The 24,061-nt window shown below is 71.9% G+C and carries 22 protein-coding genes; 7 read left to right on the top strand and 15 right to left on the bottom strand.

From position 1 onward, the window contains the following. Window positions 1–137 precede the first annotated feature (137 nt). From SACTE_RS06395 to SACTE_RS06405, 3 genes are all read right to left on the bottom strand, one after another. Complete coding sequence (locus SACTE_RS06395) at window positions 138–1,112, bottom strand: polysaccharide lyase family 1 protein (protein ID WP_014045210.1); 975 nt, start codon at window positions 1,110–1,112, stop codon at window positions 138–140. Window positions 1,113–1,320: 208 nt separating this feature from the next. Further along, window positions 1,321–1,932 (bottom strand): DUF1349 domain-containing protein, encoded by a 612-nt coding sequence (locus SACTE_RS06400; RefSeq protein ID WP_086021259.1) that lies wholly within the window; start codon window positions 1,930–1,932, stop codon window positions 1,321–1,323. Further along, a complete protein-coding gene (locus SACTE_RS06405; protein WP_078492598.1) occupies window positions 1,929–3,449 on the bottom strand; it encodes an aldehyde dehydrogenase (NADP(+)) in 1,521 nt (506 codons plus the stop codon). The genes SACTE_RS06400 and SACTE_RS06405 overlap by 4 nt, the downstream gene beginning before the upstream one ends. 193 nt (window positions 3,450–3,642) lie before the next feature. On the opposite strand from SACTE_RS06405, the gene SACTE_RS06410 reads away from it, so the two are divergent. From SACTE_RS06410 to SACTE_RS06435, 6 genes are all read left to right on the top strand, one after another. Beyond that, window positions 3,643–4,413 (top strand): IclR family transcriptional regulator, encoded by a 771-nt coding sequence (locus tag SACTE_RS06410; RefSeq protein WP_019992813.1) that lies wholly within the window; start codon window positions 3,643–3,645, stop codon window positions 4,411–4,413. A gap of 4 nt (window positions 4,414–4,417) precedes the next feature. Continuing rightward, window positions 4,418–4,897: a GNAT family N-acetyltransferase gene (locus tag SACTE_RS06415; protein WP_014045214.1), complete on the top strand. Its 480-nt coding sequence runs from the start codon at window positions 4,418–4,420 to the stop codon at window positions 4,895–4,897. Window positions 4,898–5,003: 106 nt separating this feature from the next. Beyond that, window positions 5,004–6,455: a penicillin-binding transpeptidase domain-containing protein gene (locus tag SACTE_RS06420; protein WP_014045215.1), complete on the top strand. Its 1,452-nt coding sequence runs from the start codon at window positions 5,004–5,006 to the stop codon at window positions 6,453–6,455. A gap of 269 nt (window positions 6,456–6,724) precedes the next feature. Then, entirely contained in the window at window positions 6,725–7,297 is a 573-nt protein-coding gene (locus SACTE_RS06425) for a SigE family RNA polymerase sigma factor (protein ID WP_014045216.1), read from the top strand. Continuing rightward, window positions 7,297–7,998, top strand: coding sequence for an anti-sigma factor (locus SACTE_RS06430; protein WP_014045217.1), 702 nt, complete (start codon window positions 7,297–7,299; stop codon window positions 7,996–7,998). Before SACTE_RS06425 ends, SACTE_RS06430 begins: the two co-directional genes overlap by 1 nt. A 107-nt stretch (window positions 7,999–8,105) precedes the next feature. Further along, window positions 8,106–8,948 carry a pectate lyase gene (locus tag SACTE_RS06435; protein WP_014045218.1) on the top strand — a complete coding sequence of 281 codons (843 nt, stop codon included), beginning with the start codon at window positions 8,106–8,108 and terminating at the stop codon, window positions 8,946–8,948. Window positions 8,949–9,180: 232 nt separating this feature from the next. Here SACTE_RS06435 and SACTE_RS06440 read toward each other — a convergent pair whose 3' ends face one another. The 12 genes from SACTE_RS06440 to SACTE_RS06495 form a co-directional block, all read right to left on the bottom strand. Continuing rightward, window positions 9,181–10,278 (bottom strand): pectinesterase family protein, encoded by a 1,098-nt coding sequence (locus SACTE_RS06440; protein WP_014045219.1) that lies wholly within the window; start codon window positions 10,276–10,278, stop codon window positions 9,181–9,183. A gap of 106 nt (window positions 10,279–10,384) precedes the next feature. Continuing rightward, window positions 10,385–11,722: a pectate lyase gene (locus tag SACTE_RS06445; RefSeq protein WP_014045220.1), complete on the bottom strand. Its 1,338-nt coding sequence runs from the start codon at window positions 11,720–11,722 to the stop codon at window positions 10,385–10,387. Window positions 11,723–11,826: 104 nt separating this feature from the next. Then, window positions 11,827–12,657 (bottom strand): rhamnogalacturonan acetylesterase, encoded by an 831-nt coding sequence (locus SACTE_RS06450; RefSeq protein ID WP_014045221.1) that lies wholly within the window; start codon window positions 12,655–12,657, stop codon window positions 11,827–11,829. A gap of 152 nt (window positions 12,658–12,809) precedes the next feature. Beyond that, window positions 12,810–14,144: a sugar ABC transporter substrate-binding protein gene (locus tag SACTE_RS06455; protein ID WP_014045222.1), complete on the bottom strand. Its 1,335-nt coding sequence runs from the start codon at window positions 14,142–14,144 to the stop codon at window positions 12,810–12,812. 99 nt (window positions 14,145–14,243) lie between these two features. Further along, entirely contained in the window at window positions 14,244–15,770 is a 1,527-nt protein-coding gene (locus SACTE_RS06460; RefSeq protein ID WP_014045223.1) for a glycoside hydrolase 43 family protein, read from the bottom strand. Continuing rightward, window positions 15,767–16,594 carry a PmoA family protein gene (locus SACTE_RS06465; protein WP_014045224.1) on the bottom strand — a complete coding sequence of 276 codons (828 nt, stop codon included), beginning with the start codon at window positions 16,592–16,594 and terminating at the stop codon, window positions 15,767–15,769. The genes SACTE_RS06460 and SACTE_RS06465 overlap by 4 nt, the downstream gene beginning before the upstream one ends. Beyond that, window positions 16,591–17,778 (bottom strand): Gfo/Idh/MocA family oxidoreductase, encoded by a 1,188-nt coding sequence (locus SACTE_RS06470; protein WP_019992811.1) that lies wholly within the window; start codon window positions 17,776–17,778, stop codon window positions 16,591–16,593. The genes SACTE_RS06465 and SACTE_RS06470 overlap by 4 nt, the downstream gene beginning before the upstream one ends. Then, a complete protein-coding gene (locus SACTE_RS06475; RefSeq protein WP_014045226.1) occupies window positions 17,775–18,686 on the bottom strand; it encodes a carbohydrate ABC transporter permease in 912 nt (303 codons plus the stop codon). Before SACTE_RS06475 ends, SACTE_RS06470 begins: the two co-directional genes overlap by 4 nt. Then, window positions 18,683–19,621, bottom strand: coding sequence for a sugar ABC transporter permease (locus SACTE_RS06480; protein WP_014045227.1), 939 nt, complete (start codon window positions 19,619–19,621; stop codon window positions 18,683–18,685). The genes SACTE_RS06475 and SACTE_RS06480 overlap by 4 nt, the downstream gene beginning before the upstream one ends. Window positions 19,622–19,753: 132 nt before the next feature. After that, a complete protein-coding gene (araD, locus tag SACTE_RS06485; protein ID WP_014045228.1) occupies window positions 19,754–21,493 on the bottom strand; it encodes an L-arabinonate dehydratase in 1,740 nt (579 codons plus the stop codon). After that, complete coding sequence (locus tag SACTE_RS06490) at window positions 21,490–22,392, bottom strand: dihydrodipicolinate synthase family protein (RefSeq protein ID WP_019992810.1); 903 nt, start codon at window positions 22,390–22,392, stop codon at window positions 21,490–21,492. The genes araD and SACTE_RS06490 overlap by 4 nt, the downstream gene beginning before the upstream one ends. A gap of 50 nt (window positions 22,393–22,442) precedes the next feature. After that, window positions 22,443–23,099 carry a GntR family transcriptional regulator gene (locus tag SACTE_RS06495; RefSeq protein WP_014045230.1) on the bottom strand — a complete coding sequence of 219 codons (657 nt, stop codon included), beginning with the start codon at window positions 23,097–23,099 and terminating at the stop codon, window positions 22,443–22,445. A gap of 613 nt (window positions 23,100–23,712) precedes the next feature. Here SACTE_RS06495 and SACTE_RS34885 point away from each other — a divergent pair. Beyond that, window positions 23,713–24,030 carry a hypothetical protein gene (locus tag SACTE_RS34885; protein ID WP_019992808.1) on the top strand — a complete coding sequence of 106 codons (318 nt, stop codon included), beginning with the start codon at window positions 23,713–23,715 and terminating at the stop codon, window positions 24,028–24,030. The last annotated feature ends 31 nt before the right edge of the window (window positions 24,031–24,061 follow it).

Consider the following 24,061-nt stretch of genomic DNA (forward strand, 5'->3'; position numbering starts at 1 on the left):
CTCCGCCGCCCCTTCAACGTCCGGCGCGGACGGCTGATTCCCGGCAGCCGCCCGCCGGTGCGGGGCCCCGGCGTGCCGGGATCAGCCGGTGCGGATCAGGCCCGTGTCCGGGCCGCACACGCCTCGCTGCGGGCGGGTCAGATCTTGCCCGCACCCGCTCCCGAGGTCACCGAGGCGACGACGGACGAGGCGGGCTCGGCCGTGTAGGCGTACGGCGGGGTGCTGAAGGAGCCGGTCCGTGAGATCTCGGTGGCCGCGCCGCCGAGATCGTTGCCGCGCTGGACGACGTAACCGTCCTCCTTGCTGCTGCGGCTGGTGGTGATGGCGATCTTCGTGTCGCGGAAGACGTTGTTCTCCACCAGCATCTGCGCGCCCATCCGGGAGTGCACCGCCGTGTCCGCGCCCTGCACGTAGTTGTCGTAGAAGTGGCCGGTGCCGAAGCGGAGGCTGGGGATGCGGGAGTAGACGTTCTGGAAGTGGTTGTGGTGGTACGTCACGTGCAGATGGCCGGTGTCCTCGCTCGCGTTGCTGTCGCTGTGGCCGACGAGGCTGCCCTTGTAGTGGTTCTTGAAGGTGTTCCAGGACACGGTGACGTCGTCGGATGCGTGCGTGATGTCCAGCAGACCGTCGTAGTAGTCCTTGTCGTGGTCCCGGTCGGCGAAGAAGGAGTTGTGGTCGATCCAGACCCTGGTGGAGTTCTGGACGGTGATGCCGTCGGAGGGGGCGAGCGGCTTGCTGATGTTCAGGTTGCGGATGACGATGTTCGACTCGCCCTTGAGCCGCAGGCCGCCGCCGGTGAATCCGGAGGAGGAACCGACGCCGAGCACGGTGGTGTTGGAGCCGACGTCGACCTGGCCGCTGAGGGTGATGAGACCGCTCACCTTGACGGTCTTGGCGCTGTCGCCGCTCACGGCCGAGGTGAAGGCGGCCAGGGTGCTGACGGTCACGGCGGAGGCGCTGCCTCCTCCGGTGGTGCCCGCCCCGAAGCCCACGGGCGCGGACTCGGCCGCTCCGGCGCTGCCCGGGAGCGTTCCGACGGCGAGTGCGGCGACGGCGACGGCTGCCAGCGCGGTGAGGCGGCCTCGGCGGCTGTGAAGGGAGGTGATGCGCATGGGGGGTCCCTTTCTCGGTACGACGGGGTGCGTGTGCACTCCTGGGTCGTCGCCGGGCGGCGCCGGGTTGCCGGGTCGGGACCAGAAATTCATGTATGTGGTGCAGGACTTGCGTATGTGATCGCCGTGGACGCGCGGGAACGCCTTCGCCCCCGGCCGTGACCGTGACCGGGGGCGAAGGGATCGGCGGGGTGGACCGGGTCCGTCCTCAGCTGCCGTCGCGGAGGTCGGCCGGGCCGCCGGACCGATAGGAGATGTGGTCGAAGGACACGTCGCAGCCCTCCCCCGTCGGCGACTGGACGAGGAAGCCGGCCCAGGCGGCCGCCCGCTCCCGGGCCGTGCCGAGGGTGAAGACACGGACGAAGGTCCACTTCTCGCCGTCGGCCGAGGCGTGGAAGGCGAACGCGCCACCGGTGCGGCTGAGCCGCAGCCAGCAGGTGGGGCCGTCCACCTCGAAGGAGTTGGCGTCGTCCGACCGGCCGCGGGTGACGACCGTGCAGACGGTGGGGCGTTCCGGGGAGAGTTCCAGGCAGAGCTTCGCCCACTCCCGCTCCCCCACGTGCAGGTAGAGCACGCCCGCGTCGAAGGCGGCCTCGAATCCCACCGTCACCCGTGCGGTGAGCCGGAAGTCGCCCTCCGGCACGGCGCCCAGCAGGCGCGGCGCGTCCGAGGCGGGTTCGAGGGTGTCGCCGCCCGGCGGGACGAAGCGGTCCTGCCGCGCCCCCGCCCGGCCGGTCAGCACGCCGTCCGTGTACGTCCACGTACCGTCCGGCCCGAACTCCTCAAGTGCGAAAGGGAGCTCGGGCAGCACGGGGCTCACTTCCGCCGCCCGTCGACCCGGCGGGGCAGACCCAGCGGGTTGTCCTCGCGCAGTTCCGGTGGCAGCAGGGCCTCGGGGGTCGACTGGTAGCTGACCGGGCGCAGCCAGCGCTCGACGGCCGTGGCGCCGACCGAGGTCGAGGTGGAGGTGGTCGCCGGGTACGGGCCGCCGTGGTGCTGGGCGGGCGCGACCGCGACACCGGTGGGCCAGCCGTTGACGAGGACCCGGCCGGCCAGCGGGGTGAGCTCCCGGAGCAGTCCGGCGGCGGCGCCGTCTGCCTCCTCGGTGGCGATCTGGAGAGTGGCGGTGAGGTTGCCGGGGAGCCGGGAGAGTACGGCGGTGATCTCGCCCTCGGAGTCGTAGCGGGCGACGACGGTGACCGGGCCGAAGCACTCCTCCAGGAGGGCGTCGTGCGGGCCGGCCTCGGCCAGCCGCCGCGCGGGGACGGTGAGGAAGCCGGCGGACACGGTGTGCTCGCCGCCCGCCCCGGGGGTGACGGGCGCGTCCACGTCGGGCAGTGCGGCGCGTTCGGCGACGCCCGCGACGAAGGCGTCCCGCATCCGGTGGTCGAGCATGACCCCGGAGCCCGTGCCGCTGACGGTCTCGGTGAGGGACTTCAGCAGCCGGTCGCCCGCCTCGCCGGACGGGGCGAGGACGAATCCGGGCTTGGTGCAGAACTGCCCGGAGCCCATGGTCATGGAGCCGCCCAGTCCCGCGCCGATCTGCTCGCCGCGCTCCGCGGCGGCGGCCTCGGTGACGACGACCGGGTTGAGGGAGCCGAGTTCGCCGTGGAAGGGGATCGGCACCGGGCGGGCCGCGGCCGCGTCGAAGAGGGCCCGGCCGCCGCGGACCGAACCGGTGAACCCGGCGGCGGCGACGAGCGGGTGCTTGACCAGCTCGACGCCGGCGTCGAAGCCGTGCACCACGTTCACGACGGCCTCGGGCAGTCCGTGCCGCACGGCCGCCCTGCGCAGCAGCGAGGCGCAGAGTTCGGAGGTGGCGGGGTGGTCGGGGTGCGCCTTGACCACGACCGGGCAGCCCGCGGCGAGCGCGCTGGCGGTGTCCCCGCCGGGCACCGAGAAGGCGAGGGGGAAGTTGCTGGCGGCGTAGACGGCGACGACACCGAGCGGGATCTTGATGCGGCGCAGGTCCGGCCAGGGCGGGGTCCTGCTGCCGTCCTCGTGGTCGATGTGGATGTCGAGGAAGGCGCCCTCCTCGACGACCTCCGCGAAGGCCCGCAACTGGGCGGCCGTACGGGCGAGTTCCCCGGTGAGGCGGGCCGGGCCGAGGGCGGTCTCCGCGTCGGCGGCCTCGACGACGTGCTCCTCGGCCCCGGTGAGCAGGTCGGCCGCGGTGCGCAGGAACGCGGCGCGCACGGTGCGGTCGGCCAGGGCGTCGCGTACGGCGTGCGCGGCCCGGACCGCGCGGTCGACCTCCTCCGCTGTAGCCTCCACCGCAACCTGCTCGCGCGGGTTCCCGGTTCGGGGGTCGACACTCCAGACTGGTGCTGCTGCCACCGTGTTTCCTTCCGGTCCACTGCCACACATTCAGGAGTTGTTCGGTATTCTGAACAGCGTTCCTGATCGTGAATACACGGGAACTCTATTTCCGGGCGTTCAGTGTTGGCAAGAAGTCACGGCGCCTCGCAGGACGTACAGCGCCGCTGTACCGGCAGGGTCGTACAAGATGAGGCGGAAGGGGCACAGGGCGATGGCGGTTGCCGAGGCCGGCGGGACACAGGTCAAGTCAGCGGTACGGACGGTGGAGCTCCTCGAATACTTCGCGGGGCGCCCCGGCATGCACTCGCTGGCCGCCGTACAGGAGGCCGTCGGCTACCCCAAGTCCAGCCTCTACATGCTGCTGCGCACCCTGGTGGAGCTCGGCTGGGTGGAGACCGACGCCACCGGAACCCGGTACGGGATCGGGGTGCGGGCGCTGCTGGTCGGCACCTCCTACATCGACGGTGACGAGGTCGTCGCCGCCGCCCGCCCGACCCTGGACCGGCTCTCCGACGACACCACGGAGACCATCCACCTGGCCCGGCTGGACGGGACGAACGTGGTGTACCTGGCCACCCGGCAGTCCCAGCACTACCTGCGGCCCTTCACCCGGGTCGGCCGCCGGCTGCCGGCGCACTCCACCTCGCTGGGCAAGGCGCTGCTGGCCACCCACAGCGACGAGCAGGTCCGTGCGATGCTGCCCGAGACGCTGCCCGCGCTGACGGAGCACACCATCACCGACCGCGAGAAGCTCATCGAGGAGCTGCGTCTGGTCCGTGAGCAGGGGTACGCGGTGGACCGCGAGGAGAACACCCTCGGTCTGCGCTGCTTCGGCGTCGCGATCCCCTACCGCACCCCGGCGCGCGACGCGATCAGCTGCTCGGTGCCGGTCGCCCGGCTCACGCCCGCCCACGAGCAGACGGTCAAGGACGCGCTGTTCGACGCGCGCGACCGGCTCACCCTCGCGACCCGGAGGCTCTGATCCGGTGCGCGTCACCCTGCGCGAGGTCCGGGACGGTGACCTCCCCCTGTTCTTCACGTACATGAGTGATCCCGAGGCGACCCGGGTGGCGGCCTTCACCAGCGCCGAGCCCTCCGACCGGGCGATGTTCGACGCCCACTGGCAGCGCATCCGGGGCGCGGACACGGTCGTCATGCGGACGGTGCTCGCCGACGGCGCGGTAGTGGGGAACGTCGGTGTGTACGGTCCGCCCGACGAGCGCGAGGTGACGTACTGGATCGACCGGGCGCACTGGGGCCGGGGCCTGGCGACCGCCGCGCTGCGGGCGCTGCTGGAGTCCGTACCGGAACGCCCCCTGCACGCCCGGGCCGCGGCGGACAACGCGGGGTCGGTGCGGGTCCTGCGGAAGTGCGGGTTCACGGTGACCGGCACGGACCGGGGATACGCCGAGGCGCGGGGCGAGGAGACCGACGAGCTGCTGTTCCGGCTGGACGGGCGGCCGTAGGCACGGAGCGTCACGGTCGGAAGATCCCGGGTCCGGAACGTGAAAAACCGGTGAGAAGGGACACGAACGGGAACGCCCCGGCCGCCCCCGTTCGTCTCACACCGGGATGAACAAGACGATCAGGCGCGCCTCGGTCTTCTGTCTGCTGATGGTCCTCGCCCTGCTGGTGCGGGCGACCTGGGTGCAGGGGTACGAGGCACGGGCGCTCGCGGACGACGAACACAACCGGCGGAACACCATCGCGCAGTACGCGCAGCCGCTTGGCGACATCATCGTGGCCGGTTCCCCGGTCACCGGTTCGAAGGAGACAGACGACGACGACCTGCGGTACAAGCGCACCTACGGCCAGGGCGAGCTGTACGCGGCCGTCACCGGTTACAGCTCCCAGGCGTACGGGGCCACCCAGCTGGAGGGCATCTACAGCGACGTGCTCGACGGTACGGACGACCGGCTGGGCAGCCCCACGGACCTGCTGACCGGCAAGCAGGCCGACCCGGGCGCCGTGGTGACGACCATCGACCCGGACGTCCAGAAGGCGGGCTTCGAGGCCCTCGGCGACGACCGGGGGGCGGCCGTCGCGATGGACCCGGTCAGCGGCCGGATCCTGGGCATGGTCTCGTCCCCGTCGTACGACCCCTCCACGATCAGCGGGACCACGGACGGCGACGCCTGGCAGAAGCTGCTCGCCGCGAAGGACAAGCCGCTGGTCAACCGGGCGTTGCGGCAGCCGCTCGCACCGGGTTCGACGTTCAAGCTGGTGGTGGCGTCGGCGGCGCTGGAGAACGGCCTGTACGACTCGGTCGACACGCCGACGGACAGCCCCAACCCCTACACCCTGCCGGGCACGACCACGGTCCTGTCCAACGAGAGCGCCTCGGCCCCCTGCGAGAACGCCACCCTGCGCACCGCGCTCCAGTACTCCTGCAACAACGTCTTCGCCAAGGCCGCGGCCGATCTCGGCCAGGACAAGGTGAAGGAGATGGCGGACGCGTTCGGCTTCGACACGGAGAAGCTGGACGTCCCGGTTCGCGCGTCGGAGAGCGTCTACCCCACCGGCATGGACAAGGCGCAGACCGCGCTGACGGGCATCGGCCAGTTCGAGGTGACCGCGACGCCGATGCAGATGGCGATGGTCTCGGCGGCCCTCGCCAACGGCGGCGAGCTGGCGGCCCCCCACATGGTCTCCAAGGTGACGGACTCCGGCGGCACGGCCCTGCAGACGTACGAGGACGGCGACACCGAGCGCGTCGTCTCCGAGTCGACGGCCGAGCAGCTGCGCAGCGCGATGGTCACGGTGGTGGAGGAGGGCACGGGCACCAACGCCCGCGTCGAGGGCGCCGAGGTCGGCGGCAAGACGGGCACCGCGCAGAACGGCGTGGACAACAGCAACACCCCGTACGCGTGGTTCACCTCGTACGCGAAGGACGACTCCACCGGCAAGCAGGTGGCGGTCGCCGTGATCGTCGAGGACTCCGGCTCGGCCCGCTCGGAGGTCAGCGGCAACGGCCTGGCGGCCCCGATCGCCCAGAAGATGATGGCGGCGGCCCTGGGCCGGTGACGGGGGGCGGACGCCCGAGTCGAAGGGCGGGGGGCTTTCCCGCCGAACCGCGCGGCGTCCGCCGCGCGGTTCGGCGCTTCCGGGGTCTTCACGTTTTCGCGGTGTTACGCCTTACTGGGATACGCACCCGCGTCGAAGCGCTTCCGGGGTGCGCGTTGGTACGCTCTCGTCCCCGTGGACGGGCTTGGGAACGTACACAACGGTGTTTCACCGCTTCCTACCGACAGCTCGTCGAGCACGCAGGGATCCCGTGCAGAGAAGAGGTACCCGTGGGCACAGTCGTGGACGATGCCGCTGCCGCCGAGTTCCACGCGTTCTTCGAGGCGCACTACGCCGAACTCGCCCGTCTGGCCCACCTGTTGACCGGTGAGGCAGACGCGGCGGACGATCTGGCGGCCGACGCGCTGATGGCGCTCTGGCACCGCTGGGACCGCGTCCGGGGCGCCGACCACCCGGTGGCGTACGCGCGCGGGGTCGTCGCCAACCTGGCCCGGACGCGCATTCGCAGCGCCGTCCGGGAGCGTCGCAGGATCGCCCTGTTCTGGGCGCCGCGCGGCGCCGGGGACGGGTACGCCGTGGAGGACCCGGACGTGTCGGCGGTGGTCGACGTCCAAGGCGCCCTGCGCCGGCTGCCGTTCCGCAAGCGGGCGTGTGTGGTGCTGCGGCACGCCTTCGACCTCTCGGAGCGGGACACCTCTCTGGTCCTGGGGATATCGGTCGGTACGGTGAAGAGCCAGACCTCGCGCGGAATGGCGGAGTTGCAGAGGCTGCTGGGGCCCGAGGCGCCGGCCGTGCGGGTCCAGGTGGCCGTCGCGGCGCAGCGCACCGGAGGAAGGCATTGATGGACGAGGACCTGCGGAAGCGGCTGCACCTGGCCGCCGCTTCGCACCGCCCCGACCGGGCGCGGATGCTGGCCCGGATCGAGCGGGGCATGGCCGGTGACCCCCCGGCCCGCACCGCCCGGCCGCCGCGTCGGCCGACGCCCTGGCTGCGGGTCGCCGGGGCGGCGGTGGCCGTCTGCGGGGTGCTGGCGGCCGGTGCGTTCGCGGTCACGCAGACCGGCTCCGGGCAGCGGGAGGGCGGGCAGCGGATGGCCGCACCGCCCGCGCCGGTGTCCGACGGCCCGGCGGGCGGCGGAGCGCTGCCCGCCGAGAGCGGACCGCTGCGGTCGGACGGCGTGGTCGACCCGCACAGCAACCGGTACTGGGCGCAGAACAACGTGACCGTCACGGCCGCCCGACCGCTGACCGGGCTCACCGTGGAGATCCGCGTCGCGCTGAACGGCGGGGTCGTCTCCACCGGGTTCTGGCGTTCCCTGCCGGAGGAGGACTTCACGGCCTCGGCCCGGGAGGAGGGCGGCTTCCTCGTCTACCGCTGGACGCTGAAACAGGGACGGAGCGTCCCGCCCGGCACCCACACCTTCGCCGGCCAGTACAACCACGCGGAGGGGACCCGCGACGCGGGACGCGACGACTACACCGCACGAGCCGACGCGTCCGGTGAACAGTCCCTGGTGGGCGGGGACTTCGCACCGAAGGGCTGAGGCCGCACGGCCCGGCGAAAAAGACCGGGGACCCCGGCAACCCCTGTCCGGGCGGTGGCGACCAAGGAGCGCGACACTCCCCCACCCCGAGGAACGGAACACCGGACATGAGTGAAAGAGCCGCATCCCCACGTACCCACCGGCGCCGCCCCGGCCGCCGGCGCATCGCCACCGCGCTGACGGCGGCACTGGGCCTCACCGGCGCCGCACTGGCCACCGGCGTGATGCTCCAGCCGGCCGGCGCGGCCACCACCGCGATCCCCGCCTGGCCCTCCGCCACGGGCAGCCAGTCCGTCTCGAAGACCATCGAGGTCTCCGGGACGTACGACGGCGGTCTGAAGCGCTTCACCGGCAGCGGTGACCTGGGCGACGGTGGCCAGGACGAGGGCCAGGACCCGATCTTCAAGCTGAAGGACGGGGCGACGATCAAGAACGTCATCCTGGGCACTCCGGCCGCCGACGGCATCCACTGCTCCGGCAGCTGCACGATCCAGAACGTCTGGTGGGAGGACGTCGGCGAGGACGCCGCGTCCTTCAAGGGCACCTCCACGTCGTCCGTGTACACGGTGTACGGCGGCGGCGCGAAGAAGGCCTCCGACAAGGTCTTCCAGTTCAACGGCGCGGGCAAGCTGGTCGTGACGAAGTTCCAGGTCGCCGACTTCGGCAAGCTGGTCCGCTCGTGCGGCAACTGCTCCAAGCAGTACAAGCGCGAGATCATCGTCAACGACGTCGACGTCACGGCGCCGGGCAAGTCCCTGGTCGGCATCAACACCAACTACGGGGACACCGCGGCGCTGCGCTCGGTGCGCGTCCACGGCGACAGCAGCAAGAAGATCAAGCCCTGCGTCCGCTACACCGGCAACAGCACGGGCGCGGAACCGAAGGAGACGGGCAGCGGTCCGGACGGCACGTACTGCAAGTACACCGCCTCGGACCTGAGCTACGACTAGGGCTTTTTCGTAAGTAGCGCCGTCCGCCCGGAGGGCGGGGCCGGACAGGCGGGACTTTCGGAACAAGCCCTGGGAGCACCTCCGGTCCCGTCGTGTCCCGCCCGGGTCCTGGCCGAGGCCCCGGGCGGGACACGGCTGTGCGTCAGCGGCAGGGGCTCCGGGGCCGCCGCACGCCGCACCGAGCCGCGGACGCGGTGGCCGCCCGAGCCGGGCACCGCCCGAGGACCGGCACCTACGGGCGCCAGTCCCCCAGCCAGCCGGCCGGGGTGTGCGCGCGTGCTTCCGACGCGCTGAGCTGCGGCCGGTCGGCGGGGGCGGTGACGCGGGCGCCGGGGCCGGTGTTGCGGTGTTCGGCGAAGCGCTGTTCCTGCCACGGGAAGTCGGCCGACATGTCGGCGTACGGGGTGACCGCGTCGATGCCCGGGCCCAGGTACGTGTCGCGGACGGTCAGCATCGGGTGGGCCGTGAGGTCGGAGGACGGCACCCAGGGGCGGGCCAGCTTGTAGTACGCGTCGGGGGCGGTGCTGGTGACGCGGGAACGCAGCACCAGGAAGCCGTGCGGGTTGGCCCCGGCGGTGCTGGGCGCGAAGACGAAGCCGTACGGGGCCGAGGCGAGGTCGGTGCGGGTCAGGGTGCGGAAGTGGCAGCGGTCGTAGACGGCGGTGGCGCGGCCGAACACGAAGTCGACGTCGCCCTCCACGTAGCAGTCGCGGTAGTACTGGCGGGCGAACGCGGTCAGCGAGAGGGAGTCGGCGTACAGGGTGTCCTGGTGGCCGAGGAAGCGGCAGCCGTAGAACGCCGAGCGGTCGCCCTGGACCTTGATCGCGACGGCCTGGGTGCCGGTGTACTCCGGGTTGTCGGAGCGCAGCCAGTCGTTGGAGAAGGTCACGTCGCGGACGGTGAGGCCGGCGGCCTGGACGGTGACGGTGGCCGAACCGCTGGTACCCAGGGTGCCGGAGCCGTCGGGCTTGGGCGTGCCGGCCGCGTTGTCGTGGACCAGGACGGTGTCGCGGGCGTCGCCGCTCGCGCCGATCAGGGTGAGGCCCGCCCGGTCGGCGGGCACGGTGACGGGGCCGCGGTAGGTGCCGGGGGCGATCACCAGGGTGCGGCCGCTGCCGGTGGCGGCGTCGAGGGCCGACCGTACGTCGGTGTGGTCGCCCCTGCCGTGCGGATCGACGTACAGCGTGCGGGCGTCGAGGCGGCGGGCCGGTGAACCGTGGCGGCCGAAGGGGCGGGGGCGGGCGGCCCGGGCGTGGGCGGAGGGGGCGCCGACGGCGAGGGCGGCGCCCGCGCCCGCGAGCAGGGAGAGGGCACTGCGTCTGCTGGTCATGGCGGTGCTCCTTGCGGGGGAGGGTGCGGGGAAGAAGGAGGCCGGAGCGGCGCTTTCCGGGGTGGTGGAAGGCGTGCGGTGCCGCTCCGGCCGGTTTCGGGGGTGGTCAGCCGATCAGCGTCCGGCCCGCGCCGGCCTTGAGGGCGACGAGCAGCGGGACGACGAGCGGGTGGTCGACCTCGGTGCGCAGCTTCGGCTTCCAGCCGGCGCCCTCGGTGAGGTGCTCCGCGGGCACGCCCGCGTTGTGCACGGCGATCAGGTCGGTCTTGCGGCCGTTGACGTAGTTGTCCCCGGCCGTGAGGGAGGACTCGGACCACTTCTTGAGGATGGTGGCCTTGTCGACGCCCGAGTCGAGGGTGAAGGCGTTGTGTTCGGCGACGAGCTGGGATTCGGCGCCGATGCCGTAGGAGTAGCCGTAGGCGCTGCCCTTGGTGGAGACGAAGTGGTTGTTGTAGGAGTCGACCTGGCCGAAGCGGACGCGGGGCGCGCGTTCGTTGACGTCCTTGAAGAGGTTGTGGTGCAGGGTGACGCGGAGCTTGCCCCGGTCGTCGGCACCGGCGCTGTCGCTGTTGCCGATGAGCATCGTCTTGTCGTGGTCCTTGAGGACGTTGTAGGAGACGGTGACCAGGTCGGCGCCGCGCACGATGTCGAAGAGCCCGTCGTGCTGCTGGAACAGCTCGTCGAAGTAACGGGGCTGTTCGGCGTCGGGGCGGTCGCCGTCGCTGAAGGTGTTGTGGTCGATCCAGACGTGGCGGGAGCCGTGGACGACGAGGTTGTCGTACTCGGAGTTCCAGTGGCCGGTGTCCCCGTCGGTGGGGTCCCACTGGGGGAAGCAGTCGTAGGTGTCCTCGAAGGAGATGTTCCGGATGATGACGTCGGAGACGCCCTTCACCTGGAGGCCGGCGCCGATGACCCTCGCGTCCTTGCCCACGCCGACGAGGGTGGTGTGGGACGGGACCTTGACGTCGACCGCGGCGGCCTGGAGCTTCGCCGAGGCCACCCGGGCGTCCTCCAGCGGGCCGGAGGGGACCTCGTCCATGCCCCAGACGGCCGGGTCGTAGGCGGCGAGGTACTTCTCCAGGGTGTAGCCGTCCCGCTGGTACGCCTCGCAGCCGATCGGCTTGCCCTCGGCGTCGGCGTTGCCGTGGATGGTGCCGGCGATCCTGACGATCTTGGGCGCGTCGCCCGCGTCCTCGAAGGCGGCGATGAGCTCGGCCCGGTTGGTGACGGTGTAGACGTGGTCGGGTGTGGCGTCGGCGCCGCCCCTGGTGGAGCCTTCGGCGGCGGCCCAGCCGTCACCCGCCGGAAGGACGGCGCGTTCGATGCCCTTGGTGCCGTGGGCGGGGTGGACGGTGGCCTGGGCGGGGACGCTCACGGCGAGGGCGAGCGAGGCGGTGCCCAGCACCACGGCGGTGGCGCGGAGGTGACGCATGCGTGCGGGCATGACGGATCCTTAACTGTCGTACGCGGGACGGGTGAAGGGGAAGCGGTACGGGGGCCTACGCGCGCACCGGGTCGCGACCGGGCGGGACGCGGTGCGGGCGCGGCTCAGGCCGGCTGCGGCCAGGTGATCCGGCGTTCGGGGACGTGCGCGTCGAGGCCGCGGACGTCGCGCGGGGCGAGCACCCGCGCGTCCAGGAGTGCGCGGGCGGTCGTCCGGGCCACCTCGATGGCGCCGGCCGGCCGGAAGTGGGTGTTGTCCTGCCGGCCGTCGGGGTAGTTCGGCGACGCGCCGGGCTCCAGCCAGTTGAAGAGGGCCTCGGTCCCGTCGGGGCCGAGCTCCTGCCAGCGGGCGAGGGAGAGGGCCTGGACGTCGATCAGCGGGACGCGCTCCTCGGCGGCCAGGGCGCGCATCGCCGCCGGGTACTCGCCGTGGGTGGGCCGTGCGGTGCCGTCGTCGGCGAACCTGCGGCGTTCGACCGGGGTGATCAGGACCGGTCGCGCCCGCCGTTCGCGGGCGCCCTTCAGGTACAGCCGCAGGTACTCCTGGTAGGTGGTCCAGGGATCGGTGCCGCGGGCCGGGTCCTCGGTCTTCTCGTCGTTGTGGCCGAACTGGACGAGGACGAGGTCGCCGGGGCGGACGCCGTCCAGGAGTGCGGTGAGCCGGCCCTCGTCGACGAAGCTCCGCGAACTGCGGCCGTTGACCGCGTGGTTGGCGACGGCCAGAGGTCCGCCGAGGAAGAACGGCAGGGCCATGCCCCAGCCGGTCTCGGGTGCGGCGTCGGCGTACTTCTGTGCGGCGGTGGAGTCGCCGGCGATGTGCAGCGTGCGGCCCCGGGGTCCGCCGCCCGCGCCCCCGTGGGCGAGGGCCGGTGTGGCGGTGAGGGCGAGGGGCAGCGCGAGGAGTGCGGCCGCCGTCTGTCTGCGCGTCAGTGACACAGGGAACTGCCTCTCTCGAAATCTCACGAGATCACTGGAGGTCATGCCGTACGGATGTGCACAGGGAGAAGAAGGGGGACCGGCGGCGGGGCGCGACCCGGACCGCCGCCGGTCCCCCGGTCGTCGGGGCGACGGCCGGGGCGAGGACGGGGTCAGCCGTTGCCCAGCTCCTGCCACTCCTTGTTGGACTCGTTGAGCTCGCCGGCCACCTTGTCCAGGAACGCCTTGGCCGTGGTCTTGCCGAGCAGCACCTTCTGGAACTCCGGCTCGTTGTCGGCCTTGCTGATGTTGTTCCAGTCGGGCAGGTAGTACGGCAGGTCGACGATCTTGGTGGAACCGTCGGTGAGTGCCTTGGCGGCCAGCGAGGTGGACTCGGTCTCGTCGATCCACGGGTCCTTGGCGGCCTCGGTGTTGGCCGGTATGGCGCCCGCGGACTTGTTCCACTTGCTGTTCGACTCGTGGGAGGCGGCGAACTCGATGAACTTCCAGGCCGCGTCCTTGTTGTTGCTGGACCGGAAGAGGCCGAGGCCGTCGACGGGGTTGGAGACCTGGACACGGGTGCCGCTCGCCCCGATGGGGGCGGGGATACCGGCGAACTTGTCCTCACCGAGCGCCTTCTGGTGGTCCTGCTGGGAGCCGAGGTTGTGGCTCAGCATGCCGATGGTGCCGGTGTCCCACTGGGCGACCATCTTCGTGAAGTCGTTGTTGACGTCGGCGGCCGGCGTCGTCTTCTTGAAGAGGGCGGCGTACTTCTCGAGCGCCTCGACGTTCTTGGGGTCGTTGAGCGTCGTCTTCTCGCCGTCCCAGAACGAGGTGATGCCGCTCTGGCCGTAGATCGCGTCGAGCGCCTGGGCGATGGAGCCCGCGCCGCCGCGGATGGTGTAGCCGAACTTGTTGTTCTTGGCGTCGGTGAGCTTCTCCGCGGCCTCGTAGAACTTGGTCCAGGTGCTGGGCGCGTCCAGGCCCGCCGCGTCGAACAGGTCGGTGCGGTACCACAGGACGCCGTTGTTGGCGGAGGTCGGTATGGAGTACATGTCGTCGCCGCGGCCGGCCGCGGCCGTGACGCTCTCCACCATGTTGTCGACGAGCTTGCCCTTGAGCGTGGAGCCCTCCAGCCGCTTGTTGAGCGGTTCGAGGGCCTCCTGCGACACCATGTTGGCGAGGTAGGCGGTGCCGACACCGCCGACGTCGGGCAGCCCGCCGCCCGCGATGGCCGTGTCGTACTTCGACTGGACGTCGGCGATCGGGATCGGGACGTACTTGACCTTGATGTCCGGGTACTTCTTCTCGAAGTCCTTGATGATCTCGGTCCAGATGGCGGTGCGCGGACCACCGTTGTTGTCCCAGAAGGTGATCTCGCCCTTGCCGCTGCCGTCGCCGCCGGAGCTGCTGCCGTCGTCACCGCACGCGGTCGCCGTCAGGGCGAGCACCGCCGTGAGGGAGACCGCGGCCGCGGCACGCCCCCGCTGCGTCTTCGAGATGGTCATCGTCGGCTCTTCTCTCTCGGTTCTGTCGGTTCGATCGCAGGTGTCTGTGGTGCTGTTCGGTGCGTCCGTGCCGTGGGGGGCGGTCTGTGGGGTGCGCGCTCAGGCGCCGGTGCGGAAGGCGGTGACGTGCGCGTGTCCGGCGGGTCCCGTCCCGGCCGGTGCGGTGGCGAAGAGGCCCAGCAGGGCGCCCACCCACCGCCGAGGTGTGGCGGCGAAGACCTGGCCCGAGGGCCGGAAGCCGTCGCCGGTGTCGGCGTGGAAGCGGCAGCGGGCGCCCGCGGTGACCTCGATGCGGAGCGTCGCCTTCCCGCCGGGGGCCGGCCGGGGGTGTGCCGCGTCCCGTTCGTGTTCGGCGACCCCTTCGGCGTGGCGGTGCACGAGCAGGGGCGAGCCGTCCGGTCCCGCCTCCAGGCCGATCCAGCTGAACGCGTCGCCCAGCACGGCGAGTCCGGCGTTGGCGCCGGGCACGGCGCTGTCCAGGGCGAGGTCCACCTCGACGGTGAACTCCTCGGCCGGCAGCCGCTGGACCAGGACGTTCGGCAGCACCCGCAGGTCGTGGGCGTACGCGGTCGGTACGCAGGCAAGCCACAGCCCGTCCCCGTCGTGTTCCTTCGCCCATCCGGGTCCCGGGTCGGCCGTCCACTGCCACTGCCCGCCGTGACGGCCGCCGGGGAAGTCGTCGTCGAAGGCCGGTGCCGTCACGGGCTGCTCGGGGGCGGCGGGCTTGCGGTGGACGGACACGGGCTCGCCCGCGTCGCCGATGACCGGCCAGCCGTCCTCCCAGCGCATCGGCTGGAGGTGGACCACCCGCCCGTACGCGCCTCTGGACTGGAAGTGCAGGAACCAGTCCTCACCGGCCGCGGTCCGCACCCAGCCGCCCTGGTGGGGGCCGTTGACGTCGGTGCGGCCCTGTTCCAGGACGACGCGTTCCTCGTACGGTCCGAAGAAGTCGCGGGAGCGGAAGGCGCCCTGCCAGCCGGTCTCCACGCCGCCGGCCGGGGCGAGGATCCAGAACCAGCCGTCGTGGCGGTAGAGCTTGGGGCCTTCGAGGGTGAACCAGCCGGGGAGGGTGTCCCCGTCGATCAGCGTGGTGCCCTCGTCGAGCAGCTCACGCCCGTCGGGGCTCATCCGGTGGCCGGTCAGCCGGTTCTTGACGCCGGAGCGGGACTTGGCCCAGGCGTGCACGAGGTAGGCCTCGCCGGTCTCCTCGTCCCACAGGGGGCAGGCGTCGATGAGGCCCTTGCCCGCCTTGACCAGGTGCGGGGCGGTCCACGGCCCTTCGACGCGCTCGGCGTTGACCTGCTGGACGCCGTGGTCGGGGTCGCCCCAGAAGATCCAGAAGCGCCCGGCGTGGTGGCGTATCGAGGGCGCCCAGACCCCGCAGTCGTGGCGGGGGACGACGAAGTCGGAGGCCGGCTCCAGCCGGTCCAGGGCGTGGCCGACCAGCGTCCAGTTGACCAGGTCGCGGGAGTGCAGCAGGGGCAGTCCGGGGAACCGGCCGAAGCTGGAGGCGGTGAGGTAGTGGTCCTCGCCGACCGTCACCACGTCGGGGTCGGACCAGTCGGCGTTCAGCACCGGGTTCCGGTAGGTGCCGTCGCCGAGGTCGGCGGTCCAGGGCCGTTTCATGCGGTGGCCACCTTGCGGGCGTACGCGGCGGCGGTGTCCCGGTCGAGCCGGCCGTCGGCGACGACGGTGACGATCCGGCGTACGACGGTGGCCCCGGCGGGCACGGGCAGCCGCCGGCCGGCGGCGAGGGAGGAGCCGACCCCCGGGTACTCGGTGGTCCGCACGAACCACGGGTCGCGGCGGGTCTCCTCGGTCGCCCCGGCGAAGACCAGGGTCCAGCCGTCACCGGTCAGGGCCAGCCAGTCGGCCGTCCGTCCGTGCACCGCCTCCTCGCCGTCGAGGGTCCCGGTGAACACGGCGGGGGCTGCGGGCTCCTTGGGGGCGCGCCAGAAGAAGCCGCCGTATCCGGCGCCGGGGCGGCCGTTGGTGGCGGGGCTGCCGATGGACAGGTCGCTCTCGCCGCGGTTGGTCAGCGAGAAGGAGAGGTCCAGTGCCCAGGCGGTGTCGGTGAGTGCGACGACGGCCACCGTGCGGTGTTCGCGGAGCAGCTCGGTGCCGTCGGCCTCCCAGCCGAGCTCCTGGACGAAGCCGTCCGGGTCGCGGAGCTTCCAGCCGAGGTGGCGCTGTGTCCCGTGGTTGTCGAGCGCGGTGGGGCCCTGGTCGCGGACGAAGGTGCGCCCGCCCCAGAAGTTGTACCCGGCGACGTCGGGTACGGCGACGCAGGCGCCCAGGTGGTGCGGGTGGTCGGCGGGGCGTTCCTCGGTGACGGGGGTCCCGGCGAGGGTGGTGACGGGGTGGAGGTAGGGGCGGGGGCCGTGCTCGGGCGCGTAGGTGTAGCGGCCGACGGGGCGGCCGGCGCAGCTGAGGAGTGCGGTGGTCGTCATGGTGTGCTCACCTCGCGGGGTCGCGCCCAGGAGGCGCCCAGTTCGGAGAAGAGGGTGAGGGTGTCGGCCCCGGCGGCGACGGTGGCGTCGATGCCGCGCACGACGCGCCGTACACCGCTGCCGCTGTCGGCGGGCCGGGTGTACCAGGCGTCCCGGGGCAGGGCGGTGGGCTCGGGGGCGGTGCGTACGGCTTCGACGACGCGCATGAAGGCGCCGGTGCGCTCGGGGGGCACGAGGAGCGCGGTGCCCCGTGCCAGGTGGTCGACGAGGTTCTCCAGGAGGTCGGTCCGCCCGTGCACGGCCTCCTCGGGCCCGTGTCCGGCGCGCTGGACCAGGACCCGGTCCTGCTTGTACCAGAAGGTGACCCGGCCGCGTTCGCCGTGGACGATCACGTACGGTTCGCCGGCCTCTTCGGCGCAGAGGGTGACGGCGGTGGTGACCGGAAGGCCGTCGGTGGCGGTGACGCGGACGCAGCTGGTGTCGTCGGCCTCGATGTCGTGGGCCCGGAACAGCTGGGTCTCGACGGACGCCACGTCCTCGGCGCGTCCCCGGTCCGCGAGTTCGAGGGCGGTGGCGACCGCGTGGGCCAGCGGGTTGGTGAGGACGCCGTCGACGACGTCGGTGCCGCCGAGCCTGCGGCGCCCGGCCCAGGGCGCCCGCCGGAAGTAGGCGTCGTCGCGGACCCAGGCTCCGGCGGCGCCGATGCCCCGCAGTGCGCCGATGGCCCCGGAGCGTACGAGGTCCTTGACGGCGGGCACCGCGTGCGAGCCGAAGGACTGGAAGCCGACCTGGCAGGCGATGCCCGCCTCCCGTACTCCGTCGGCCATCCGTGCGTAGTCGGCCCAGGTCGCGGCGGGCGGCTTCTCCAGGAGGAGGTGGACGCCGCGGGCCGCCGCGGTCAGGGCCAGGTCCGTGTGGGTCGGGATGGGGGTGCAGATGACGGCGGCGCGGGCCCCGGTGGAGTCCAGGAGGGCCCCGAGGTCGGCGGACTGCTCGGGCATCTCACCGGCGAAGGCGGCGAGTTCGTCGTCGGTGAGCGGCTGGAGTTCGCAGACCCCGGCCAGCCGGACCAGGCCCTGGTGCTGGAGGCGGCGGATGTTGGCGAGGTGCCAGCGGCCGTGTCCGCGGGCTCCCGCGAGGACGATCGGCAGGGGGGTGGTGGCGTGTGCGGGCATGTCCGTCATCCCTTCACGGCGCCGGCGCTGAAGCCGGTGACGAGCCACTTCTGGATGAAGGCGAAGACGATCACCACGGGGACCGCGGCGATCACCCCGCCCGCGGCCAGCGCCCCCAGGTCGACGCTGTCGGCGCCGATCAGGGTGTTGAGGCCGACCGGGATCGTCTGCTTGTCCTGTTCGCTGAGGAACATCAGGGCGAACAGGAAGTGGTTCCAGCTGTGCACGAAGGCGAAGGATCCCACCGCGATCAGCCCGGGGCGCAGCAGCGGCAGCACGACCGCGCAGAAGGCCCGGAAGCGGGAGCAGCCGTCGACCCAGGCGGCCTCCTCCAGGGTGACCGGGACGTTCTTGATGAAGCCGCTGATCAGGATGATCGACAGGGGGAGCTGGAAGACGGTCTCGGCGATGACCACGCTGACCAGTGAGTTGATCAGCTGGAGGTTCTTGAAGATCTCGAAGAGCGGTACGAGCATCAGCGCGCCCGGGATGAACTGCGAGCAGAGCAGGGCCAGCATGAAGCCGCCCTTGATCTTGAAGTCGAAGCGGGCGAGCGCGTAGCCGCCGGCCAGGGCGACGAGGGTGGTGGCGATCAGGGTCGCGATGCCGACGATCATGCTGTTCTGGAAGAAGAGGCCGAAGCTGCGCTCGTTCCAGACCTTGGAGAAGTGCTCGCCCGTCATGGGCCAGGGCACCAGTGAGGTGGATCCGGCCGGCCGTACGGCGAACAGGAACATCCAGTAGAAGGGGATGAGCGTGAAGAGCAGGTAGATGCCGAGCGGCAGGTAGATCTGCCAGCGCGGTACGTCGTCGAAGGCGCGCTCGCGCCCGGTGCGGCGGGTGGAGGAGGGCGGCGGGGCGCTGGGGCGCGCCGCGTGTCCCGGGGCGCTGTTCTTCTCTGCGAGTGCGGCAGTCACTTGTGGTCGCCTCCGAACTTGCTCAGGCGCAGATAGACGATCGAGCAGAAGAGGAGGATCACGAAGGCGACGGTGGTGAGCGCGGAGGCGTATCCGAAGTCGTGGCCCTCGATGCCTGTGTTGGCGACGTAGAGCGGGAGTGTGGTGGTCTCGCCGGCGGGTCCGCCTCCGGTGAGGGTGTAGAGCAGGTCGACGTTGTTGAACTCCCAGACCCCGCGCAGCAGGGTGGCGAGGATGATCGCGTCGCGCAGGTGCGGGAGCGTGATGTGGAAGAACTGCCGCATCCGGCCGGCGCCGTCGACCGCCGCCGCCTCGTAGAGCTCCTTGGAGACGGACTGGAGGTCGGCGAGGATGAGGATGGCGAAGAAGGGGACGCCGCGCCAGAGTTCGGAGACGGTGGCCGCCCAGAACACGGTCCCGGTGTCGGAGAGCACCGAGGTGCCGTACTCGCCGATCCCGGCGTCCGCGAGGTAGCGGCTGAAGCCGGTCGAGGAGTTGTAGAGCAGGATCCAGATGGTGCTGGTCAGGACGCCGGAGACGGCCCAGGGCGAGAAGACCATGGCCCGGGAGATGCCCCGGCCGATGAAGGTCTGGTTGACGATCAGGGCCAGCGCGAGGCCGAGGGCGAGCTGGAGGGTGACCTGGGTGAAGACCCACTGGGCGCTGAAGCCGAGCGTCGACCAGAACTGGTCGTCCTCGGTGAAGATCCGCTTGAAGTTGTCGAGTCCGGCGAAGCCGTTCCGCCACGGCTTGGTGACGTTGTAGTTCTGCAGGCTGTAGTAGAAGACGCTGATCACCGGATAGGCGATGAAGCCCAGCATCAGCAGGCCCGCGGGCGCGATCAGCAGATACGGCAGGCGGCGGGGGCTCGCCGAGCGGCGCCGGGGCGCCTTCTCCTTGGGCGGCGGTGTGGCCACGGCTGCGGATTGGGCCATGACGCGTCTCCGATCTCTGGGATGTGCGGGGAGGTGCTGGGGTGCCGTGTTCGGTGGGTGGTGCAAGCGCTTACCGCATGCCGTTCGGTATCCCGGACGAGGCGGTGCGCGGAATCCTGTTCGCCCTGGGGGTCAGCCCGCGTACGGGTCGGGCACTTCTCCCGGCCGGGCCAGGAAGGTGAAGTCGCATCCCGTGTCGGCCTGGGTGATCTGGTCCTGGTAGAGCGCCCCGTAGCCGCGCCCGTAGCGGGCGGGCGGCGGGGTCCAGGCGGCCCTGCGCTCCTCCAGCTCCTCGTCGGTGACGTCGAGGTGGAGCAGCCGCGCCTCGACGTCCAGGGTGACGAGGTCACCGGTGCGGACCAGGGCGAGCGGTCCGCCGACGAAGGACTCGGGGGCGATGTGCAGCACGCACGCCCCGTAGCTGGTGCCGCTCATCCGGGCGTCGGAGAGCCGCACCATGTCGCGTACGCCCTGCTTCAGCAGGTAGTCCGGGATCGGCAGCATGCCGTACTCGGGCATGCCGGGCCCGCCCTTGGGCCCGGCGTTGCGCAGGACCAGCACGTGGTCCGGGGTGAGCGCCAGGGCGGGGTCGTTGATGGTGCGCTGCATCTCCTTGTAGTCGTCGAAGACGACGGCCGGACCGGTGTGGCGCAGCAGGTGCGGTTCGGCGGCGATGTGCTTGATGACGGCGCCGTCGGGGCAGAGGTTGCCGCGCAGCACCGCCACGCCGCCCTCCTCGGCCAGCGGGTTCCCGCGTTCCCGGATGACGTCGGCGTTGTGCACCAGCGCCCCCTCGATCTGCTCGCGCAGGGTGGTGTGCGCGACGGTCGGGCGGTCCAGGTGCAGGACGTCGGTGAGCCGGGCCAGGAAGCCGGGGAGTCCGCCGGCGAAGTGGAAGTCCTCCATCAGGTACCTCCCGCCGGGGCGGAGGTCGGCCAGGACGGGGACGGTGCGGGCGATGCGGTCGAAGTCGTCCAGGGTGAGCTTCACCCCGGAGCGGCCCGCCATCGCGATGAGGTGGATGACGGCGTTGGTGGAGCCGCCGAGCGCGAGCACGGTGGCGACGGCGTCCTCGTACGCGTCGGCGGTGAGGATCTTCGACAACGTCAGCTGCTGCCACACCAGTTCGACGATCCGGAGGCCGGACCGCGCGGCCATCCGGTCGTGCCCGGAGTCGACGGCCGGGATGGAGGAGGCGCCCGGCACGGTGACGCCGAGGGCCTCGGCGGCGGCCGTCAGCGTGGAGGCGGTGCCCATGGTCATGCAGTGGCCGGGCGAGCGGGCGAGCCCGTTCTCCAGTTCGCCCATCTCGCAGTCGCCGATGAGCCCGGCCCGCTTGTCGTCCCAGTACTTCCACATGTCCGTGCCGGAGCCGAGCACCTCGTTGCGCCAGTGGCCCGGCAGCATCGGCCCGGCGGGCACGAAGACGGTGGGCAGGTCCACGGAGGCGGCGCCCATCAGCAGGGCGGGGGTCGACTTGTCGCAGCCGCCCAGCAGCACGGCGCCGTCGACCGGGTAGGAGCGCAGCAGCTCCTCGGTCTCCATGGCCAGCATGTTGCGGTAGAGCATGGGGGTCGGCTTCTGGAAGGTCTCGGAGAGGGTGGAGACCGGGAACTCCAGCGGGAAGCCGCCCGCCTGCCAGACGCCCCGCTTGACGGCCTGCGCGCGGTCGCGGAGGTGGACGTGGCAGGGGTTGATGTCGGACCAGGTGTTGAGGATCGCGACGACCGGCTTGCCGAGGTGCTCCTCGGGGAGGTAGCCGAGCTGGCGGGTCCTGGCGCGGTGGCTGAACGAACGCAGCCCGTCCGCGCCGTACCACTGGTGGCTGCGCAGCTCCTCGGGGGCGATGCGGCGGCCCGTGTCCTCGGTCATATGGACCACCCGGCGACCTGGTCGGCGACCTCGGCGCGCCGCGCCTCGGGCAGCACCCGGCTCGGGGCGCGCACGTCGCGGCGGCACAGGTCCAGCGAGGCCAGGGCCTCCTTGACCACCGTCACGTTGTCGGCGGACTGGCGGTCCGCGCGCAGTTCCTCGAAGCGGCGGATCTGCTCCCAGACCTTCATCGCCGCCGCGTAGTCGCCGGCCCGCAGCGCCTCCAGCATGGCCAGCGAGACCCCGGGGGCGACGTTGACGAGACCGGAGGTGAATCCGGTGGCGCCGGTGGCGAAGTAGGAGGGGGCGTACAGCTCGGCGAGACCCGCGATCCACACGAACCGCTCCAGGCCGGCGTCCCGGGCGAACGCGCCGAAGCGGGCGGCGTCCGGGACGGCGTACTTCACGCCGATGACGTTGGGGCAGCTGTCGGCGAGCTCGGCGAGGCGGTCGCCGGACAGCAGCGGGTTGCGGATGTAGGGGACGACCCCGAGCTCGGGGACGGCCTCGGCGATGGCCCGGTGGTAGTCGATCCAGCCGTCCTGCGAGACGTAGGGGTGCACGGGCTGGTGCACCATCACCATCTCGGCCCCGGCGTCCCTGGCGTGCTCGGCGGCGGCCACGGCGGTCGGTACGTCGTGGCCCACACCCACCAGGACGGTGGCCCGGCCGGCGGCCTCCTCGACGGTCAGCTCGGTGACGGTGCGCCGCTCGTCGGGGGTCAGCGCGTAGAACTCCCCGGTGTTGCCGTTCGGGGTGACGATGCGGACACCTCCGTCGAGCAGCCGGCGCAGCAGGGCGCGGTGCACGAGGGTGTCGATGCCCCCGTCCTCGGTGAACGGGGTCACCGGGATCGCCACAACGTCTGCGAGGGCCGCCTTGAGCGGGGTGAGGTCCATGCGGACTGGCCTTTCGTCGAGGTGCTGGTGGTTCGGGTCCAGCGGGTGGTTCACGCCGTGTCACCCCCGTCTTCGTCGTCGGGGAAGGCGCGGCGTACGAACGACGCGATGTGGTCGTGCAGAGCCCCGGCCGCGGCCGCCGCGTCGTCGGCGAGGGCGAGGGCGAGGATCTCGCGGTGTTCGGCGGCCTCGCGCTCCCAGGACGGGTTGGCGGACCAGGCGACGGTCGACACGAGGGCGGCCTGGTCGCGGATCTCGTCGAGCATCCGGGCCAGCAGCGGGTTCCCGCAGGGCAGGTACAGCGCCCGGTGGAAATCCCGGTTGGCCAGCGACCTGTCCGCCTTGTCGATCGCCGAGTCGGCGCGTTCCAGAGCCTCCTGGGCCGCTTCGAGCGAAGCCCTGCGGGTGATGGAACGGCGCAGCGCCTCGGGTTCCAGGAGCAGGCGGACGTCGTACACCTCACGGGCCATGGCCGCGTCCACGAGCCGCACCGTCGCGCCCTTGTACTGGCTCATGACGACCAGCCCCGTGCCGGCGAGCGTCTTCAGCGCCTCGCGTACCGGTGTCTTCGACACCCCGAACTGCGCGGCGAGTTCGGTCTCCACGAGCGCCTGGCCCGGTCTCAGCTGTGCGGTGAGGATGGCGTGCTTGATCGCCTCCAGCACGTACTGGGTCCGGGACGGGATCGGGGCAGGCGCAAAGGTCATGGGTGCAGGGCTCTCGCATCTCGCGTATCGCGTCTCATATATGACGTACGAAGTACGACGCCGATGAAGCTAGAGCGCCCCCCATGTTTCGTCAACGCTTCTGACAAAAGACGTTCCGGAGACGTACGCGGCGGCGCCGGATCGGCCGTCGCCCTGCGTGGCCGACGGCAGGTCGGGAAGTCCCGTCCGGTCCAGGAGTTCTGTGACCGGACGCGGGAGCCGTACGTCTTCTTCACCGCCACGAAAGGCGCGTCCGCCCTCGAAGGGCTGGCCGACTTCGCCGCCGAGCTGCGGGAATCACCCCTGGCGCCGAACCCGGACGTGGTGCCGGAACAGGCCCCCACCAGTTGGCCGGACGCCTTCCGGATGCTCGCCTCCGCGCTCCCGGACGCACCGGCGGTCGTCGTACTCGACGAGCTCCCCCGGCCGGCCGAGCAGGACGCCGTGTTCGACGGGGCGCCGCAGACCGCCTGGGACCGGCTCCTCTCCCACCGGCCGGTCCTGGTGCTCCTGCTCGGCAGCGACCTGCACATGATGGAGAGGTTCACCGCCTACGACCGGGCGAGGCCGCGCCGTCGAACCCCTCGTCAGGGACGCGCTCGGACTGGCCGCCGTGGCGGACGTGTTCCCGTGGCCGGACGCCGAGGCCGTCGGAGGCCGGTGGAACCGGCGGTTCGATCCGGCGGTGGACCTGATCGGCGCGGACCGCACGCCGGCGGCTCGGACGGTGTTCTACGCGGGCTCGGTCAAGTGGCTGGACGGCCCCTTCGACCAGCGCGACTTCGCCGCACTGCGGCAGGGGGCGGCCCAGGTCCCGGGCTTCGTCCCGGAGTCGTCGGGCCTGGTCGTCGTCTCCCGGGCCGGTACGCACGGGCCGGTCGACGCGGACCTGGTCCGGGGGCCGGGAGAGGTCGTCGGAGCCTGGCGGTAGGCGGCGCGCGCCCGCCGCCGGGCTCCGGTCA

It is taken from the genome of Streptomyces sp. SirexAA-E (assembly GCF_000177195.2).
Lineage (GTDB): Bacteria > Actinomycetota > Actinomycetes > Streptomycetales > Streptomycetaceae > Streptomyces > Streptomyces flavovirens.